The 19398-nt window shown below is 65.8% G+C and carries 15 protein-coding genes; 9 read left to right on the top strand and 6 right to left on the bottom strand.

Annotated elements, in window-relative coordinates:
* Positions 1–104: 104 nt before the first annotated feature.
* Together MRBLMU1_RS01155 and MRBLMU1_RS01150 are read left to right on the top strand one after the other, a co-directional pair.
* Positions 105–1052 carry an alpha/beta fold hydrolase gene (locus tag MRBLMU1_RS01155; protein ID WP_363495761.1) on the top strand — a complete coding sequence of 316 codons (948 nt, stop codon included), beginning with the start codon at positions 105–107 and terminating at the stop codon, positions 1050–1052.
* Positions 1053–1079: 27 nt separating this feature from the next.
* Complete coding sequence (locus MRBLMU1_RS01150) at positions 1080–2000, top strand: LD-carboxypeptidase (protein WP_363495758.1); 921 nt, start codon at positions 1080–1082, stop codon at positions 1998–2000.
* A 27-nt stretch (positions 2001–2027) separates the two neighbouring features.
* On the opposite strand, the gene MRBLMU1_RS01145 is transcribed toward MRBLMU1_RS01150, so the two are convergent.
* Both MRBLMU1_RS01145 and MRBLMU1_RS01140 read right to left on the bottom strand, forming a co-directional pair.
* Complete coding sequence (locus MRBLMU1_RS01145) at positions 2028–2531, bottom strand: hypothetical protein (RefSeq protein ID WP_363495755.1); 504 nt, start codon at positions 2529–2531, stop codon at positions 2028–2030.
* Positions 2532–2674: 143 nt separating this feature from the next.
* Positions 2675–6367, bottom strand: coding sequence for a TonB-dependent receptor (locus MRBLMU1_RS01140; protein WP_363495752.1), 3693 nt, complete (start codon positions 6365–6367; stop codon positions 2675–2677).
* A 321-nt stretch (positions 6368–6688) separates the two neighbouring features.
* Between MRBLMU1_RS01140 and MRBLMU1_RS01135 the strand changes: the two genes are divergently transcribed.
* Complete coding sequence (locus MRBLMU1_RS01135; RefSeq protein WP_363495749.1) at positions 6689–9199, top strand: cation-translocating P-type ATPase; 2511 nt, start codon at positions 6689–6691, stop codon at positions 9197–9199.
* Here MRBLMU1_RS01135 and MRBLMU1_RS01130 read toward each other — a convergent pair.
* Positions 9196–9345: a hypothetical protein gene (locus MRBLMU1_RS01130; RefSeq protein WP_363495746.1), complete on the bottom strand. Its 150-nt coding sequence runs from the start codon at positions 9343–9345 to the stop codon at positions 9196–9198. The two genes, MRBLMU1_RS01135 and MRBLMU1_RS01130, sit on opposite strands and share 4 nt — an antisense overlap.
* 223 nt (positions 9346–9568) lie before the next feature.
* Positions 9569–9865 carry a hypothetical protein gene (locus tag MRBLMU1_RS01125; protein ID WP_363495744.1) on the bottom strand — a complete coding sequence of 99 codons (297 nt, stop codon included), beginning with the start codon at positions 9863–9865 and terminating at the stop codon, positions 9569–9571.
* 149 nt (positions 9866–10014) lie between these two features.
* Here MRBLMU1_RS01125 and MRBLMU1_RS01120 point away from each other — a divergent pair, with 149 nt between their 5' ends.
* The 5 genes from MRBLMU1_RS01120 (at position 10015) to MRBLMU1_RS01100 (ending at position 15448) form a co-directional block, all read left to right on the top strand.
* Positions 10015–11616, top strand: a complete 1602-nt coding sequence (locus MRBLMU1_RS01120) for an ABC-F family ATPase (RefSeq protein WP_363495741.1) — start codon at positions 10015–10017, stop codon at positions 11614–11616.
* Between the two features lie 26 nt (positions 11617–11642).
* Positions 11643–12788: a quinolinate synthase NadA gene (gene nadA / locus MRBLMU1_RS01115; RefSeq protein WP_363495738.1), complete on the top strand. Its 1146-nt coding sequence runs from the start codon at positions 11643–11645 to the stop codon at positions 12786–12788.
* Entirely contained in the window at positions 12788–13666 is an 879-nt protein-coding gene (gene nadC / locus MRBLMU1_RS01110; protein ID WP_363496434.1) for a carboxylating nicotinate-nucleotide diphosphorylase, read from the top strand. The genes nadA and nadC overlap by 1 nt, the downstream gene beginning before the upstream one ends.
* A gap of 101 nt (positions 13667–13767) precedes the next feature.
* On the top strand, positions 13768–14556 hold the full coding sequence (locus tag MRBLMU1_RS01105) for a PEP-CTERM sorting domain-containing protein (protein ID WP_363495735.1): 789 nt from the start codon (positions 13768–13770) through the stop codon (positions 14554–14556).
* Between the two features lie 190 nt (positions 14557–14746).
* Positions 14747–15448: a substrate-binding periplasmic protein gene (locus tag MRBLMU1_RS01100; RefSeq protein WP_363495732.1), complete on the top strand. Its 702-nt coding sequence runs from the start codon at positions 14747–14749 to the stop codon at positions 15446–15448.
* Here the strand turns inward: MRBLMU1_RS01100 and MRBLMU1_RS01095 are convergent.
* Together MRBLMU1_RS01095 and nadB are read right to left on the bottom strand one after the other, a co-directional pair.
* The gene (locus MRBLMU1_RS01095) at positions 15435–15977 is read right to left on the bottom strand and encodes a GNAT family N-acetyltransferase (protein ID WP_363495729.1); all 543 of its coding nucleotides are present in this window, start codon (positions 15975–15977) and stop codon (positions 15435–15437) included. The genes MRBLMU1_RS01100 and MRBLMU1_RS01095 overlap by 14 nt on opposite strands.
* Before the next feature lie 9 nt (positions 15978–15986).
* Positions 15987–17600 (bottom strand): L-aspartate oxidase, encoded by a 1614-nt coding sequence (gene nadB, locus MRBLMU1_RS01090; RefSeq protein ID WP_363495726.1) that lies wholly within the window; start codon positions 17598–17600, stop codon positions 15987–15989.
* A gap of 239 nt (positions 17601–17839) precedes the next feature.
* On the opposite strand from nadB, the gene MRBLMU1_RS01085 reads away from it, so the two are divergent.
* Positions 17840–19390: a TIGR03013 family XrtA/PEP-CTERM system glycosyltransferase gene (locus MRBLMU1_RS01085; RefSeq protein WP_363496431.1), complete on the top strand. Its 1551-nt coding sequence runs from the start codon at positions 17840–17842 to the stop codon at positions 19388–19390.
* Positions 19391–19398 lie beyond the last annotated feature (8 nt).

Below are 19398 nucleotides of genomic sequence, written 5' to 3'. Positions count from 1 at the left end.
GTTTCACCGGCCCGCGTTTCCAGACAGCGGCAAAAATGGTATGCTGAAGCCACGATGCGCGGCGCATCGTCGGCATCGCCGCCAGCCCCCTCCCGGAGACCGCTTTGGCTACCGCAAAAGCAAACGGCATTACGATCACCTACGAAGCCAGCGGCAACCCGCAGGACACCCCCGTGCTGCTCATCATGGGCCTGGGCATGCAGCTGATCGCCTGGCCCCAGGACCTGGTCGACGGCCTGGTGGAGCAGGGCTATTACGTGATTCGCTACGATAACCGCGATATCGGCCTGTCCAGCAAATTCGACCATTTCAAAAAGCCCAACCTGATGCTGGCCTACCTCAAGTCGCTGGTCGGCTGGCGGCAGTCGCCGGCGTACACGCTCAACGACATGGCCGACGACGCGCTCGGCCTGCTCGACGCGCTCGGCATCGCCCGGGCGCACGTGGTGGGCGCCTCGATGGGCGGCATGATCGCGCAAATCTTCGCCTCGCGCTTCGGCCCCCGCACCCTCAGCCTGACGTCCATCATGTCGAGCAGCGGCCGGCGGGGCCTGCCCGGGCCGTCCCCGGCCGCCCGGGCGGCGCTGATGCGCGGTCCCGGCAACGCCAGCGACCGCAAGGAGGTGGTCGACCACGCCGTCGGCGTGTTCCGCACCATCGGCAGCCCGTCGTTTCCGACGCCGGAACGGCAGTTGCGCGCCAATATAGAACGCGCGCTCGACCGCAATGTCAATCCGGCCGGTATAGCCCGGCAGATGGTGGCCGTGGTCGCCTCGGGTGACCGCACGCCGTTGCTGCGCAAGATTTCCTGTCCGGCCCTGGTCATCCACGGCGCTGCCGATCCGCTGGTGCCGGTCGCCTGCGGCGTGGACACGGCCGAAGCCATCCCCGGCGCCAAGTTGCACGTGATCGAGGGCATGGGCCACGACCTGCCGCCGCAACTGATCGAGCGCCTGCTCGCCTTGCTCGACAACCATCTGCGCGGTAATATGACGCCGGACCTGCCCGCGCTGATCGCGCGTCGCGCCGGCAGCGGCACCCCTCAACAATAGCGCTTCACCATTGAACTTCGAACCAACTTGAACACAAAAAAAATCGGCATCGCCATTGTCGCGCCAGGTGGCGCCGCGCCCAACGCCGCCGCGCTCCAGGCCGGCATCGCCCGGCTGGAGCAGCAGGGCTTCCTGGTCCACAATTACTATGACGACGACAAGCGGCACCTGCGCTTCGGCGGCACCGACGCCGCCCGCCTGGCGCAGCTCGACGCCGCCGCCGCCGATCCGGACGTGCGGATCGTCATGGCCCTGCGCGGCTCGTACGGCATGACCCGGCTGCTGCCGCGGATCGACTTCGCGGCGATGGCCGACAGCGGCAAGCTGTTTGTCGGCTACAGCGACTTCACCGCCTTCCAGATGCCGCTGATGAAGCAGACCGGGCGCATCAGCTTCGCCGGGCCGATGATGTACGCCGACTTCGTCCCCGAGGAGACGGATGCCTATACCGTGGGCCAGTTCTGGGATTGCCTGCGCGGTCCGGCGCACGCCGTGCGCGGCGAGGTGGCCGACGGCCGCGCCGACAATCCGGTCGTCGATGTCGGCGGCAGGCTGTGGGGCGGCAATCTGGCGATGATGGTCAGCCTGCTGGGCACGCCGTATTTCCACGCGCTGGACGGCGGCATCGTGTTCATTGAAGATATCTCCGAACATCCGTACCGGATCGAGCGCATGGTGCTGCAGTTGTTGTATGCGGGCGCGCTCGACGGCCAGCGGGCGCTGGTGCTGGGCGATTTTTCCGGCTACAAATTAGGCGTGCTGGAGAACGGTTACGACTTCGAGACCATGCTGGCCTATTTGCGCGAGCGTTTGCCGATGCCGGTGCTGACCGGCTTGCCTTTCGGCCACATCCGGCGCCATGCCACCTTGCCTTATGGGGGCATGGCGCGGCTGGTGTCGGACGCGCGCGGCTTCGACCTGACGATCCGCGACTATCCGACCTTGTAGTTGCCCGGCCTTGTCGCGAGCGGTCCGTCACTGGATGCGGCGCACGCGCGGCGGCTGCTTGGCGCCGTCGACCTCGAAGAAGATGGTGCCGATGGCGTTGCGGCTCAGGACCACTTTGGGATTGGTGCGCTCCATAAACCATTCGGAGCTGCCGTCCACCACCCGCCAGACCTGGCCGTTGGCCAGCGTGAACTGGGTGGTGGGGCCCCAGCCCTCGACCTTGCCGACGACGGTGCTTTCGATCGATGACGGCGTGTCCGTTTTGCGCTTGGCGATCGTGTCCATGCCGAAGCCGGCTTCCGGGCTGGCGGCCGGCGCGGAAGGCGCCGGGGCCGCTGGCGTCGCCGACGCGGCTGTGTTGCCAGGCGCAGCCACGGCGGCCGCTTTCGGCGCACCCGCGGCGGCCACCGGGATCGCGTCATAGCACGCCACACGGCCGGCGACGTCGGCGATGGTGCGGCAGTGGAGCAGGGCGCGATCATCGGCCAGCGCGGAACCGGATATTGCCAGCAAGACAAGCAAAGCTTTCATCGAATACCTTCCAGATTGAGATTTGCCGATTATAGCGATAACCGCGTGGATATCCACCTGGAAAAAAAAGCCCGGTCGCGCGAGCGGCCGGGCTGTCGAAGAGAGGAGGGAGACCGCCTCCTCTTGGTGCAAGGTGACCGGCGTCAGTTCCTGAAATTCATGCCGACCATGATGCGGCGGCCGGCGTAGGACGTGTCGAGCAGGTTGGGCGTGCCGTCGGCGAAGGCCGCATACTGGGCCTGGCTGTTGGTGGTCGAGCTCAGGTTCAGGTTGCGTCCCTCGGCGAAGATCTCCATGTGCTTGTTGATGCGGTAGGCGATCTTGGCGTCGACATAGCGGGTGGCGTTCTTGAAGTTCGGCGAGCCGGGATTGTAGGGCGTGATGGTGGTGCGCCCGCCGGCCGCGTTCGGGTAGTTGTTGACCGAGGTGGCGCCGCAGGCGGCGATGCAGCTGAACTTCTGGCCGACCGCCTGCAGCGAAACCCGCATCGACAGCGCGCCGTCGTCGTACCACAGCGAGGCGTTGTAGGTGTATTTGGATTCGCCGACCGGCGGCAGCGCCTCGCCAGTGAGCAGGTCCACCACGCGCTGGTCGGTGTTTTTCGAGCGCAGCTTGGTGTAGTTGAGGTCGACCCCGGTGTAGCGCAACAGCCACGGCAGGAAGGTGAAGGCGGTCTTGCTGCCGTATTCCAGGCCGGTGCGGGTGATGTTGGCGCCGTTCTCGTAGGTGCGGTAGTCGAAGCCCAGGTTGTCGAGCGAGCGGCCGGTCTGCGGATCGACCAGCCCGGTGCCGTTGAATAGGCTGACGGCGCTCTTGCCGACCACCGTGCTGCCGCCGACCTTGCCGACCTGCCGGAACGCGCCCACCGAGAACGAGGAGTCGTCGTTCGGATACCATTCCAGCGCCAGGTTCTGGTTCTGGTTGGTCTGGGCCTTGAGCGCCGGGTTGCCGATGGTGCCCGAGCAGCTCTGTTCCTCATCGTCCCGGCGCCGCTCGTCATAAGTGCAGGTGCCGGCCGGGATCAGCGCGTTGACCGGCGGCCGGGCCACCTGCTTGGCGCGGTTGTAGCGCAACACGACTTCGTTCGGCACCATCCACAGCGACAGGTTCAGGATCGGCAGGTAGTCCGTGGTGTTGGCGTCGAGCGCGGTCAGCTTGCTGGCCGTGGCGCTGACGGTGCCGCCTGCGGCGGTCGGGTTGAGCGGATCGTAGGCGGCCGTCTTGATGACGGAGGTGAAGCTCATCACGCCGGTGGCGTGGACCTTGGTGCGCACCACGCGGTAGCCGAAGTTGCCGTCCAATTCCATGCCGAACGGCAGGCGCCGATTGGTGAACGGGATCTCGTCGAGGCCGAAGTCGGTCATCAGGTAGGCGGCCGTGGTGCGTTCCTTGAAGGTGCTGACCGGTTGTTGATAGACCTTGCCGTCGCTGGCCGTGCATTCCTTGACGCAGTCGAAGTTGACGTTGGGCGAATTGACCAGGCTGAACACTTTTTCGACGTCGATCTGGTTCCAGCCGTTGATCAAGCCGGCGGGGCGGTCCGGCATGCCGTTGAAAAACGGCGTGTTCGGTTGCGTCATCGATTGCGCGATGATGTCGAGGAACTGCTGCTGCGTCATGTAGGTGTTGCCGGAGCGGGCCGAGGCCGGATCGGTGTTGGGCACGTAGCCGCTGGCGCAGGGCTTGCCGCCCGGCCCGAGCGAGCCGGCGGTGTCGGTGCAGCCGGAGAAGAAGCTGCGCACGTTGGCGCTGGGCAGGATCACGGCCGGCACGTAGCCGGGTTTGCCGAACTCGCCGACGGCCGTTTGCACGGTCGAGCCGCCGCCGCCCCAGCTGCTGCCGGAGGTTTGGCGGAAGTTGAAGCCGCTCTTGACGCGGCGGAAGAACGGAACTTTCTCGCTCAGCGCGTAGCTGAAATCGGCCTTGGCGGTGCGTTCCTCGGTCTCGGCCATCTTCGGCGAGAACGTGATTTGCGGCGCCTGCGTGCTCAGCGGCTGCTGGTTGATCGTGTAGGCCGGAACATACGGACCCTTGGGGCCGGCGTCGACCGCCTTGGTGTCGGTGCCGGCCGGGCGCACCTGCGCGTAGATGGTCGGATCGGCCTGGTTGAAGCTGCTGCCGGCCGGTTGTTCGTAGGTCCACAGGCCGTTGGGCAGCACCCGCATCGTGGTCGGGCCGTAGTTGTAGGTCCAGTTGGTGCGCTTGTCGCCGCGCTGCCACTTGGAACGGGCGTCGCCGACGAAGAACTCGGCCGCGAAGCCGCCGTTCTTGTACACGCCGCCGGTCTGGAAGTAGCGGTCCGTGGTCTTCATGACGTTGTGGATCTGATCGGTGTTGACGGTGGCGTCGCTGATCGTGTACTGCGTCACGTGGTGGTTGGCGTCCACCACCACCGAGCGCGGATCGACGTTGGCGACGATGCCGCTGGCCGGATACAGGCCGGCGCGGTAGCTGGCGCCGTCGTACAGGTAGTAGCCGGAGCCGGGCACGGCGCTGCGCACGCCGGCCGACGTGTCGGTAAAGGTCGGGCCCTGGTAGGTCGGGCTGTAGGCGGTCGCCAGATTGGTGTTCAGGCCGCCCAGGCCGTAGGTCTGGTTGTTGTCATCCACCTCGCGGCGGGCATAGTTGACCTTGCCGTACACGGTCAGCTCGTGGTTGACCTTGAAGTCGAAGCGCAGGTCGACGGTGCCGCGCTTTTCCTCCTGGCGCTTCTCGATGAAACGCACCAGCGACGGCGTGTAGTCGTTCCATTGGTTCAGGCAGCTCAGCAGCTCGTTGCCGCGGGCGTTGATCGCGGCGTTGCGGGCGGTATTGCCATTGATGGCGTTGGCCTGCGCCGTAGTTAATGCCGGGAAGGCCGCGTAGCAGGCCGCCTTGGTCTGGGCCGCCGCCGATTTGGTCAGGATGTCGGCCGGCGAGGCGTGGTCGAAGAAGCCGCCGGCCGTCAGCGGCGAGCGCAAGGTCGGCGCGGTGCTGGCCGGGTCGTTCGGCGACAAGGTGCTCGGCTGGTAGGTGAAGGTCTTGTTGGGCGAGTTGTCGAAATCGACGTTGCGCGCGTAGCCGGCGTTGCGGGTGGTGGCGATCTCGGACGAGTGCGCCTCGTTGACCACGCGCGAGGTCGAGGCGTTGAGCATGACGCCGAAACGGTTGTCGAAGAATTTGCGGGTGAGGATCAGGTTGCTATCGGGCGACCATTCCTTGTTCAGCGAGCCTTGCGTGCCGGCCAGGCGCAGCGAGTAGAACGGCTCCTTGAAGTCCAGGCTGGTGCGGGTCTTGATGATGATGCCGCCGCCGAGCGAGCCTTCGGTCATGTCGGCGGTGGCGCCCTTGACGACGTCGACGCTTTTGATCAGGTCGGCCGAGAGCGAGCGGAATTCGACGCCGCGGCCGCTGCCGCCGCCGTTCATGTCGGTGCCGCCGGCCGACTGCACGCCCTGGCCGTCGATCTCGACGCGGGTCAGGTCGGCGCTGTTGCCGCGGATGGCCACGCTGACGCCCTCGCCGAAGTCGCCGCGGTCGAGCGCGACGCCGGCGATGCGCGAGATGGCCTCGCCGATGTTACGGTCGGGGAAGGCGCCGACGTCGTCGGCGACGATCGAGTCCATCGCGGTGGCGGCGTTCTTCTTGCGTTCGATGCCCGATTGCTGGGCGGCGCGCTGGCCCTGGACGACCACGGTTTTGATCGGTGCGGCGGCCGGCGCCTGCGCGTCCGGCCCGGCTTCCTGGGCGACGGCGGCGTTGCCGGCGACCAGCGAGGCCAGCGCGATCGAGACGGCGTAGGCGGCCGGTGTGAGGCTGGGTGGTTTGGCGCGCGCGCCATGGGTGTGTCCGTGCATGCTCTGTGTCTCCCTGACTGGCCTTTGCGGCCATGTTTTCCAAGCCGGCGGTGTTGGCCGGGCTGATATATTAGTGATTAGTCTAGTGGCGAAATCAGCGGTGTGGGTTGCCAATTAGAAAAGAATCAGCGGATTGAGCGGGATACCCGTTCGGGCGCAAAACCGCAGTTTGGCCATGCGTTTGGATATCGGCCGCGACGCCATGGCGGCAGCCGGGCGGGATAGCCGCCTACCGGCCTTATTTGATATAGATCAATCATTTTTCTTGCGGTGCATAGAAGAATGGCGGGCGTGATCTGGCAACCCGGCGGAATATCGGCAATGCGACAGCAAGAAAACAACGAGGGATTGACTGCCGCCGAGGCCGCCGCGCGGCTGGCGGCGCACGGGTTCAACGAATTGCCGGCATCGCGGCGGTCGGGGCCGTGGCGCCTGCTGGGCCAGGCGCTGGCCGAGCCGATGATACTGTTGCTGGCAGCTTGCGGCGCCGTATACATGCTGCTCGGCGACGCCGGCGACGCGCTGCTGTTGCTGGCCTTCGTCTGCATCGTGGTCGCCATGACGTTTTTCCAGAAACGCCGCACCGAACGCTCCCTGAACGCGTTGCGCGACTATTCCTCGCCACGGGCGCTGGTGGTGCGCGACGGCCGCCAGCAACGCATCGCCGGCCGCGAACTGGTGGTCGGCGACCTGGTGCTGCTGGCCGAGGGCGACCGCGTGCCGGCCGATATGGCGTTGTCGACGTCATCCAATTTCACGGTCGACGAATCGATGCTGACCGGCGAGTCGGGACCGGTCACGAAGCAGGCGGCCGGCGACGGCGACGGCGCGCACCGGGTTTATTCCGGCACGCTGGTCACCAACGGCACGGCGCGCGGCACCGTGACGGCGACCGCCGCCGACAGCGCGATCGGCCGCATCGGCGCCTCGCTGGCGTCGCTCGACAGCGAGCCGACGCCGATTCAACGCGAAACCCGCGCCGTCGTCAGGCAGGTCGCCATCGGCGGGCTGGTGTTGGCCGCCGGCCTGGGGCTGGCCTATTGGTGGTTGCGCGGAGATTGGGTCGGCGGGCTGCTGGCGGGCTTGACCCTGGCTATGGCGGTGCTGCCGGAGGAATTGCCGGTGGTGCTGACGCTATTCCTCGGCGTCGGGGCCTGGCGGCTGGCGCGCCAGAAGGTGCTGGCGCGCAGCGCGCCGGCGATCGAGTTGCTGGGAGCGACCACCATACTGTGCGTGGACAAGACCGGCACGCTGACGGTCAACCGGATGGAGCTGGCGCGGCTGTGGACTGAAGAGGGGGGCGACGACAACTGCGCCGGCGGTGTGCCGTTGCCGCCGGCGGCGCGCGCGCTGCTGGAAAACGCGGTGCTGGCGAGCCACCGCACGGCGTACGACCCGATGGAGGCGGCTATCGCCAATGCCGGTGCCCGGCTGCTGGCCGGCGTGCCGCATGGCGACTGGCGCCTGATCGACGACTATCCGTTGTCGCCGCAGTTGTTCGCCATGTCGCGGGTCTGGCAGGCCCCGGGCGAGGCGGCCTGCCGGGTGGTCGCCAAGGGTGCGCCGGAGGCGATCGTCGAGCTGTGCCATCTGGACCCGGCGCGCGCCGCCCGCGTCGCGGCGCGCGTGGCGGCCATGGCCGGGGAGGGACTGCGCGTGCTCGGCGTGGCGGTGGCCGCGGCCGACGCCGCCAATTTGCCGCAACACCAGCACGGCTTCGACTTCGCGTTCGCCGGATTGCTGGCGCTGGCCGATCCGCTGCGCCCCGAGGTGCCTTCCGTGGTCGCGCAGTGCCACGCGGCGGGGATGCGGGTGGTCATGATCACAGGCGACCATCCGGCCACCGCGATGGCGATCGCGCGCCAGGCGGGCATCGCCGGCGCCGGGGGGGCCTGCCTGACCGGCGACGACCTGCGGCGCTTCGACGGCCGCGCACTGCGGGAAGCGATCAAGGATGCCAATGTTTTTTGCCGCATCGCACCGGAGCAGAAACTGCGCCTGGTGCGGGCCTTTCGCGATGGCGGCGAGGTGGTCGCCATGACCGGCGACGGCGTCAACGACGCGCCGGCGCTCAAGGCGGCCGACATCGGTGTGGCGATGGGCGCGCGCGGCACCGACGTCGCCCGCGAGGCGGCGGCGCTGGTGCTGCTCGAGGACGATTTTTCCCTGCTGCTGAAGGCGGTCCGCCATGGCCGCCGCCTGTATGCCAACCTGCGCAAGGCGCTGGTCTTCGTCGTCGCGGTGCACGTGCCCATCGTCGGCTTGTCGGTGCTGCCGTTGCTGTGGGGCGGCGCCATGCTGCTGATGCCGGTGCACGTGCTGTTCCTGCAGATCATCATCGACCCGGCCTGCTCGGTCGTGTTCGAGGCCGAGCCGATCGAGCAGGACGCCATGCGCAGCGGGCCCAGGCGGCCGGACGCGCGCCTGTTCGATTGGGAAATCCTGATCCGGGGACTGCGGCAGGGCGGCGGCCTGCTGGCGTTGCTGGTCGCGCTGTATCTGTGGTTGCGCCAGACCGGCGGCGCCGACGACCTGGCGCGCACCACGACCTTCTTGGCGTTGGTGCTGTCCAACCTGGGGCTGATCTATGCCAACAGCAGTTGGCGGCATGCCGCGTGGAAGCGCACAGGGGCGCCGAACCGCTATCTGGTGTGGGGCAGTTTGGGCGCGGCGGCGCTGTTGGCGCTGGTGCTGGGCGCGCCGCCGCTGCGGGCGCTGTTCGCCTTCGCCATCCCCGATCCGCCGGCGCTGCTCGCCGGCGCGCTGGCGGTGGGCCTGAGCCTGGGGTGGTTCGAGGCGGTCAAGTGGGGCTTCGTTGCGGCGCGGCCCTAGTGCGAGATCGGCACCGGCGGCGCCGCGTGGCGCAGCAGCGGCAGCGCCGCCTGGATGGCGCGGCAGGCCGCCATGTCGCTATTCCAGGCGAGCAACGGCCGCACGCCGACCCGGTCGAACCGGCCCGTGCGCGGGACCACCAGCACGGGGCGGCTTGATGCCGGTGCTCGCCAGGCCCACCAGGTGGGCCTGTTGGTCGAGGGCGATGCGCCCGGCGCAGGTCGCGATGGCCTCGGTGCGCTGCGAGGGCGCCGCGTCCACCAAAATGGTTTTGTACGACATGCCGGCCTCCCCGGATGCGATACTTGCACGTGGTTGGACCGCGCCGGCGCGCCGCGGTTCCATGATTCATCGACGGCATTGCGGGTTTTATTTTGCCGGCTGGAGCGGCACCGGTTGGGTGTAGACGACGACCGATTGCGGTGGTGTTGGGGCGGCTTTGGGTGTGGCATTGTTGAGAACGAATGTGATCACCGTCAGCGCGGTGCCGCCGAGGACGATAGCGGTGCCGACCACCCATTTGATCATGTCGGCGAAGCCTTTGTGCATGTCGACCTGCAGGGCGCTCACTTTGTCGGCTAGTTCGAACTGGCGCGCCTCTATCCGCGTCAGTCTGTCCCTGGCGTCGGTTGCGAACTCTTCAAGCCTGGCGATGCGCTCATCCATTTTGCATTCTTCCGGAACACCAAACCCCTTGGTTAACAAAATTGTACGCCATGTTTTCGCCCCTGTCGCCCGGTCCCGCGCGGTGGGTGCTGTATAATCTCGCATTTCCGCCTAACGGCATGATTTAATTAAGAAAAGCCCAATCCAGAATGCTATCGACCGCTAACATCACCATGCAATTCGGCGCCAAGCCGCTGTTTGAAAACATCTCCGTCAAGTTCGGCGATGGCAACCGCTACGGCCTGATCGGCGCCAACGGTTGCGGCAAATCCACGTTCATGAAGATCCTGGGCGGCGATCTGGAGCCGTCGGGCGGCAACGTGATGCTGGACACCAACGAGCGCCTCGGCAAACTGCGCCAGGACCAGTTCGCCTTTGAGGACATGCGCGTGCTCGACGTGGTCATGATGGGCCACACCGAGATGTGGGCGGCGATGCAGGAGCGCGACGCCATCTACGCTAATCCCGAGGCGACCGACGACGACTACATGAAGGCCGCCGAGCTCGAAGGCAAGGTCTCCGAGTACGACGGCTACACGGCCGAGTCGCGCGCCGGCGAGCTGCTGCTGGGCGCCGGCGTGGACATCGAGCTGCACAAGGGTCCGATGAGCAACGTGTCGCCGGGCTGGAAGCTGCGCGTGCTGCTGGCCCAGGCGCTGTTCTCGAATCCGGACATCCTGCTGCTCGACGAGCCGACCAACAATCTGGACATCAACACCATCCGCTGGCTGGAGGACGTGCTGAACGACCGCAACTCCACCATGATCATCATTTCCCACGATCGCCACTTCCTCAACCAGGTCTGCACCCACGTGGCCGACATGGATTACGGCACCTTGAAGATCTATCCGGGCAATTACGACGAGTACATGTTCGCCTCGACCCAGGCGCGCAACCAGCAACTGGCCAACAACGCCAAGGCCAAGGACAAGGTCGCCGAGCTGCAGGACTTCGTGCGCCGCTTCGCCGCCAACAAGTCCAAGGCCCGCCAGGCGACCTCGCGCGCCAAGCAGATCGAGAAGATCAAGGTCGACGACATCAAGCCGTCGTCGCGCGCCTATCCGTTCGTGCGTTTCGACGGCGAGAAGAAGCTGCACCGCCTGGCCGTCGAGGTCGACAGCATCGCGAAGAAATACGACCGCCAGCTGTTCAATAACTTCAGCATCATGGTCGAGGCGGGCGAGCGCATCGCCATCATCGGCGCCAACGGCGCCGGCAAGACCACCTTGCTGCGTTGCATAGGCGGCGACGACATCGCCGGCCTGCACGCCGACCACGGCACCGTCAAGTGGGCCGAGAACGCCAACGTCGGCTACATGCCGCAGGATCCGACCGAGGAATTCGCCAAGGACGTCACCTTGACCGACTGGATGGGCGACTGGACCCAGGAAGGCGACGACGACCAGGCCGTGCGCTCGATCCTGGGCCGCCTGCTGTTCGGCGGCGACGAGGTCAAGAAGTCGGTCAAGGTGCTGTCCGGCGGCGAGAAGGGCCGCATGATGTACGGCAAGCTGATGCTGGGCCGCCACAACGTGCTGCTGCTCGACGAGCCGACCAACCACATGGACATGGAATCGATCGAGTCGCTCAACATCGCACTGGAAAAATACGCCGGCACCCTGATCTTCGTGTCGCACGACCGCGAGTTCGTGTCGTCGCTGGCCAACCGCATCATCGAGATCAAGGCCAACGAAGTGGTCGATTTCCGCGGCAACTACGAGGACTACCTGACCAGCCAGGGCATCGACTAACTTTTTTCCTTATTCACGTCGGAACCATGCAAACCATAGAGATCAAATCCGTCGAGTACGATCATCCTCAAGACGGAGCCAGCTGCACCGCCCACGCCTGGGCGCGCACGCCAGCGACACCGACGGCCGAACAGCGCACCGCGCTCAAGGCCCGCATCAAGCAATTGCTGAAGGAAAAGGAGGCGGTGCTCGTCTCCCACTACTACGTCGACGCCGACCTGCAGGACCTGGCCGAGGAGACCGGCGGCTGCGTCTCCGATTCGCTGGAGATGGCGCGCTTCGGGCGCGACCATCCGGCCAAGACCCTGGTCGTTGCCGGCGTGCGCTTCATGGGCGAGACCGCCAAGATCCTCAGCCCGGAAAAGCGCATCCTGATGCCGGACCTGGACGCGACCTGTTCGCTCGACCTGGGTTGCCCGGTCGACGAGTTCACCGCCTTCTGCGACGCCCATCCGGACCGCACGGTGGTGGTGTACGCCAACACCAGCGCGGCCGTCAAGGCGCGCGCCGACTGGATGGTGACCTCGTCGATCGGCCTCGACATCGTGGCCCATCTGCACGCGCAGGGCAAGAAAATCCTGTGGGCGCCGGACCGCCATCTGGGTTCCTACATCCAGAAGCAAACCGGCGCCGACATGCTGCTGTGGCAGGGTTCCTGCCTGGTGCACGACGAGTTCAAGGGCGTCGAGCTCGATCTGTTGAAGGCGCAGTATCCGGACGCCAAAGTACTGGTGCACCCCGAGTCGCCCGCCAACGTGGTGGCGCTGGCCGACGTGGTCGGGTCGACGACACAGATCATCAACGCCGCCGTGGAGTCGGACGCCGATACCTTCATCGTCGCCACCGACAACGGCATCCTGCACAAGATGCGCGCGGCCGCGCCCGGCAAACGCTTCATCGAGGCGCCGACCGCCGGCAATAGCGCCACCTGCAAGAGCTGCGCCCATTGCCCGTGGATGGCGATGAACGGCTTGCAGAACCTGGCCGACGTGCTGGAGAACATGGAGTCGAACACGGCCAACGAGATCCATGTCGATCCGGAGATCGGCCGCCGGGCGGTGGTGTCGATCAACCGCATGCTCGATTTCGCGGCGGCCAAGAAGGCCCGGGTGCAGCCCGGCGCCGACCTGGCGAAAGAAGCACAACTGTTTTCAGGAATTGGTCCCGCATGATGAGTACCTTGTCGAATAAATTCGCGCCCTTCGATGACGCGCTGAAATCGGCCTTCGAGGCCAATCTGCTGTCGGCCTTGCTGGAAGACGTCGGCAGCGGCGACCTGACCGGCCTGCTGGTGCCGGAAGGCGGCCGCTCCACCGCGCGCGTGATCGTGCGCGAGGACGCCGTTCTGTGCGGCGCGCCGTGGTTCGAGGGCGTGATGAATTGCATGCAGGCCGGCATCGAGATCGACTGGCAATACGCCGAGGGCGACATGATGAAGGCCGACAGCGTGGTCTGCGTGATCCAGGGGCCGGCGCGCGCGCTGCTGACGGCGGAACGGGCGGCGCTGAACTTCCTGCAACTGCTGTCCGGCGTGGCGACCGCCACCCGCAAATACGTCGACGTCATCGCCGGCACCAGCGCGGCCATCCTCGACACGCGCAAGACCTTGCCGGGCCTGCGCCTGGCGCAGAAGTACGCGGTGCGCGTGGGTGGCGGGCAGAACCAGCGACTGGCGCTGTACGACGGCATCCTGATCAAGGAAAACCATATCGCGGCGGCCGGCGGCATCACCAACGCGGTGCTGGCGGCCAAGCGGCTCGCGCAGGATAAACCCGGGGGGGTGTCGATCCAGGTCGAGGTCGAGAACCTGGATGAGCTGGCCGAGGCGCTGGCGGCGGGGGCGGTGTCCATCCTGCTGGACAACTTCAGCAACGACATGATGCGCGAGGCGGTCAAGATCAATGCCGGCCGCGCATTGCTGGAGGCGTCGGGCGGCATCAACTTCGATACCGTGCGGGCCATCGCCGAGACCGGCGTGAACCGGATTTCGATCGGAAGCTTGACAAAAGACATACGCGCCACAGACTATTCTTTGCGAATTGTCAACTAAATTATTTAAAAAATATGCAAATAATACAATTGTTAAAGATGACTTAAAGATAATATAATCTCCCTTGTTTTTTTACCACTATCAACGAGGGAGTTAATCAAATGAAACTGAAACAGGTTGTGGGGATGATGGCGTTGGTGGGCTTGACCGGTCTGGCGCAGGCGGATACCTTCGCCAACGGCGGCTTCGAAGCGGGCACCACGGCCGGTTGGACCACCGGCGGCGGCTATCGCGGCGGCAGCTCGAACTCGGCGATCACGCCGGGCGATTTCCTCCCGGGTGGCGCGCTCAATTCGGACAACGGCGAGCGTGGCGCGATCATCGACAAGAACTATGTCGACGACAACCTGGGCGCTTTGCTCGGTTCCACCGTCCTCGACGGCAATTACTCGTACCGCGCTGAAAACACGTTCAGCGGCGGCTACGGCACCGTCATCAGCCAGCAGGTCAAGAACTACACCGACAGCGACATCTACTTCGGCTGGAAGGCCGTGCTGGAAAACGGCGGCCACGTCGAGGACGAATCGGCCGTGATGATGCTGACGCTGATCGACAACACCACCGGCCTGCTGGTCCTGAGCCGTACCTACAATGCCGGCGACGGCGGCGGCGGCGTCGATTCGCGTTTCCGCACCGAAGGCGACTACTTCTATACGCCGGGCTGGCAGCTCGAGCGCCTGAGCATCGACCAGTCCCTGTCCGGCCACGACTTCACGTTGTCGCTGCTGGCCGCCGATTGCGAGCCTACCGGCCACACCGGCTACGCCTACATCGACGGTTTCGGTTCCTATGTTCCACCAGTACCCGAGCCGGAAACCTATGCCATGATGCTGGCCGGCCTGGGCATGATGGGTTGGGTGGCCCGCCGCAAGAAATCCGCCAAGGTCTAAGCGGCGGCGACGCCGCGGCGGACCTGCTAGTATTCCCCTGTTGCACGGTATGTTGGGCCGGATGCTCCGGCGGGGAGGCTGCTTGCGCGTGACCGCGGCGTTTCACGAAGATCAAATTGCGTTCCTCGTTCGACGGCGTCTGCTGGTCGGCACATGCGGCATCGCGCTCGGCGCTTTGCCGCATTTTGCTTTGGGCGCCGGGAAGCCGCCGCTGCGGGTGGTCGGCACGCGTTTTGAAGGCGTCTACGAGCGCCAGTCCGATGGCGAATTTTCCGGCCTGGGTGTGGACGTGGCGCGCTTGCTGGCCCGGCGCCGGGAGTGCGCTGCGCAGTTTGAACTGTATCCGTGGCGCCGCGCGCAGCAGCGCGTCGGCATGGGCCTGGCCGATGTGCTGGTCGGGCCTTACAAATCGGCCGAGCGCGAACAAATCATGCGCTTCGGCGAACAGCCGTTTTTCCAGGACCAGGTGGCGTTCTATTCGCGTGCCAAGGGCATGGTGTTTTGGGGCGGCGATTATGCGGCGCTCAGGGGCAAGCGCATCGTGACGCTCAACGGCTGGACCTACGGCGCCGCCTTCACCGCCGCCTCGGCCGGCTTGAGCATCAGTGTCGCCAATAATGTCGAGAACGGCTTAATGATGCTGATCTACGGCCATGTGGATATGTTCGCCAGCAACCGGCGCGACACCGATCCGGTGATACAGCGCATGGGCTTGACCGACAAGCTGCTGCCGGTGGCGCCGTTGATCGATACGCAAAACGGCTATTTCGCCTTTCCCAAAACGGCGATCGGCGAGGAGCTGGCCGGCGCCTGCGACCAGTTGCTGTTGGAATTGAAAAGCGGCGGCGAATTGCGGCGCATGGCCAAGCGGCACCTGGTCAGCGTGCCGTGATGGCCATGCGCATGCGGGTCAACGGCACTTGCACCGGACCGGGCAGGGTGATCTCGAAGTTTTCGATCTCGCTGAAGCCGCACGCCAGATACAGCGGGACGCCGGGCATGGTGGCCGCCAGTTCCAGCGTGTGGAAGCCGGCGTCGGCGGCGGCGTCGGTGCAGTGTTGCAGCAGCAGCCGGCCCAATCCCTGGCGGGCGGCGGACGGCTCGACGAAGAAGGCGCGGATGCGGGCCGGTTCGGTGGCCGGGTCGAGCAGTGCGTCGATCCCTGTTTTGGTACGGTCGGCGCCGAACAGCGTGCTGCGCTTGCTCCAGCCGCCACACGCCACCAGTTTGCCTTGCTGCTCGATCAGGAAATACGTCTGGTCGGCCACCAGTTGGGTGTCGACGCCGAACACGTGTTGCGTCACCGCCCGCGCCTGTTCGGCGGTGTAAAAACCTTCGCTCAGTTCGATGCCGGAGCGCTTGATCAGCGCTTCCATGGCGGGAATGTCGGCGGGCGCGGCGGCGCGTACGGTGATCGTCATACCGCCTCCTTAATTACGGCGCGGCGGCATCAGGATGCTCGGCAAAGCCTTCGGCAACGTTTCCGGATAGTCGCGGCTGAAGTGCAGGCCCCGGCTTTCGCGCCGCTGCAGCGCGCTGTTGACGATCAGGCTGGCCACGTCGACCAGGTTGCGTAGCTCCAGCAGGTCGTGCGTGATGCGGAAGTTGCGGTAGTACTCGTCGATTTCCTCCTTCAGCAGCGCGATGCGGTGTTGCGCGCGCTCCAGGCGCTTGGTGGTGCGCACGATGCCGACGTAATTCCACATGAAGCGGCGCAGCTCGTCCCAGTTGTGGGAAATCACCACTTCCTCGTCGGCGTCGGTGACGCGGCTTTCGTCCCAATCGGGCAGGTAGGGCACTTCGCCCTTTTCCTTGGAGGCGATGTCGCGCGCGCAGGCGCTGCCGATGACCACGCATTCGAGCAGCGAGTTGCTGGCCAGGCGGTTGGCGCCGTGCAGGCCGGTGCAGGCGGTCTCGCCCACGGCGTACAGGCCGGGCAGGTCGGTGCGGCCGAACAGGTCGGTGACCACGCCGCCGCAGGTGTAGTGCGCGGCCGGCACGATCGGGATCGGCTGCTTGGTGATGTCGATGCCCAGCTCCAGGCAGCGCGCGTAGATCGTCGGGAAGTGCTCGATCAGGAATTCGGCCGGCTTGTGGCTGATGTCCAGATGCACGTAGTCGAGGCCGCGCTTCTTGATCTCGAAGTCGATCGCCCGGGCCACCACGTCGCGCGGCGCCAGCTCGGCGCGCTCGTCGTGGGCCAGCATGAAGCGCGTGCCGGCGGCGGCACCCGCCTCCGGCGGCAGCTTGAGCAGGCCGCCCTCGCCACGGATCGCCTCGGTGATCAGGAACGATTTGGCGTACGGGTGGTACAGGCAGGTCGGGTGGAACTGGATGAACTCCATGTTCGAGATGCGGCAGCCGGCGCGCCAGGCCATGGCGATGCCGTCGCCGCTGGCGGTGTCCGGATTGGTGGTGTACAGGTAGACCTTGCCGGCGCCGCCGGTGGCCATGACGGTGTGCTCGGCGGCGAAGGTCAGCACCTGGCCGGTTTTCTCGTCCTGCACGTACAAACCGTAGCATTTCGGCTGGGAATGGCCCTTCTTGACCGGATGCAGCTTGTCGGAGGTGATCAGGTCGATCGCGCAGTGGTGTTCGAACAAGGTGATGTTCGGATGGGCGCGGACTTTTTCCTCCAAGGTGACCTGCACGGCGTGGCCGGTGGCGTCGGCCGCGTGGATGATGCGCCGCTGGCTGTGGCCGCCTTCGCGGGTCAGGTGGAAGCCCAGTTCGGCCGACGAGTCACGCGTGAACGGCACGCCTTGCGCGATCAGCCATTCGATCGCCTCGCGGCCGTGCTCGACGATGTAGCGCGTGGCGCTCTCGTCGCACAGGCCGCCGCCGGCGATCAGGGTGTCGTCGATGTGCTGGGTGTGGCTGTCGCCGGAATCGAGCACGGCGGCGATGCCGCCTTGCGCCCAGTTGCTGGCGCCATCTTTGAGCGCGCGTTTGGAGATAATCGCGACTGTGCGCGTTTCGGCCAGGTGCAGGGCGACCGAGAGGCCGGCCAATCCGCTGCCGACGATTGCAACATCAAATTTCATGATCACATGTGAAATGCTGTAAGGAACCATGACTATAGACTATTTGTCACACCTTCGTCATATTCCCCGTTTTTTGCCCGGTTTGTACGCCGTTTTCGAGCCCGGTTTGCGCTAGCGCTGTTTTGCGGTTGTGGGCGCTCAAGGCGAGCGGACGCGGTTGTCTCCATCATGAAAGCTCCGCCGGTCAGAGCGGCAGGGAGCTTATTGTGATCAGGATATTTCATCATTACGTGTCAAAGATGGCCTTCATGCTGCTGATGCTGGAGCTGCTGATCTTGTTAACCGCCGCCGTGGCCAGCGCGCCGTTGTGGCGGCAGGGCGGCCCCGGCCCGGACAGCCTGTATCCGCCGGCGCTGGCGTTCGCGCTGGTGCTGGTATTCAGCATGGGCACCCTGGGCATGTACCAGCACAACCAGTCGCGCGAGGACATCAAAAGCACTTTCGTGCGCATCCTACCGTCGTTCGTGCTGGGTTTTGTGCTGTTCAGCCTGCTGGCGGAGCTGCTCCCGGGCACCCAGTTCGTGCGGCTCGGCAGCGCGGTGTTCGTGGTCGGCGGCGCGGCGGTGCTGCTGGCGCGGCTGCTGGTGTTCACGTCCGCGCAATCCAGCATGCTGGAGAAGCGCCTGATCATCATCGGCGACGGCGCCACCGCGCGCGAATGCATGGACCTGGCGACCACCGGCATCGGCTTTCACCAGTTCCGCGTGGTCGGCTGCGTGCCGGTCGAGGGCGAGCCGCGCTGCGTGCCGCCGACGATGCTGCTGCCGCCGGAGCTGTCGTTGCTGGCGCTGGCGCGGCGCCATGCCGCCGACGAGATCATCGTTTCGGTGGGCGACCGCCGCAACGGCGCGTTCCCGGTGCGCCAGCTGCTCGAATGCGCGCTGGGCGGCGTGCGCGTGACCGACGCCGCCAGTTTCTTCGAGCGCGAGGCGTGCCAGATCCGGGTCGATACGCTGCAGCCGAGTTACTTGATCTTCGGCGGCGGCTTCGACCAGAGCCCGCTGCGGGCGGCGGTCAAGCGCGCCTTCGACCTGCTGGCCAGCGGCGCGATCTGCCTGGCGTCGCTGCCGGTGATGCTGCTGACGGCGCTGGCGATCAAACTCGAGGATGGGGGCCCGGTGTTCTACCTGCAGGAGCGGGTCGGCCGCGACAACCGGCCGTTCAAGGTGTTGAAGTTCCGCAGCATGCGGGTCGACGCGGAGTTGGACGGGAAACCGAAATGGGCTTCGCAGGACGATCCGCGCGTGACGGCGGTCGGACGCTGGATACGCAAGCTGCGCATCGACGAGTTGCCGCAGATGCTCAATGTATTCAAGGGCGAGATGAGTTTTGTCGGCCCCCGCCCGGAACGCGCCTACTTCGTCGAGCAGTTGTGCCAGGAGATCGCCTATTACAACGTGCGGCACGGCATCAAGCCGGGCATCACCGGCCTGGCGCAGGTGCGCCACGGCTACGGCGCCTCGGTCGATGACGCCGTGCGCAACCTGCTGGCGGCGTTGACCGACAATCCGGCGGCCATCAACCAGGTCTACAACGTCGCGCTCAACGCGCGCACCAGCTTGAACGAGCTGTATCTGATGCTGCACGGCTTGCTCGTCGAGCGCTATCCGCATTTGCGCGACTATCAGCCTGCGTACGGCGAATTCCGCGCCGGCGATGTGCGCCATTCGCAGGCGGATATTTCGAAAACGTCCAGCCTGCTGGGTTATGTGCCAACACATGACCTGCGGCGCGGCCTCGACCAGGCGCTGCGCTGGTATATCGCGCAGCTGGACACGAGAGCGAATTAATTCCCGTC

The sequence above is a fragment of the Burkholderia sp. LMU1-1-1.1 genome (assembly GCF_040675865.1).
Lineage (GTDB): Bacteria > Pseudomonadota > Gammaproteobacteria > Burkholderiales > Burkholderiaceae_D > Rugamonas.
Note: the sequence above shows the minus strand (reverse complement) of the source record. Positions and strands in the feature narration are given on the sequence as shown.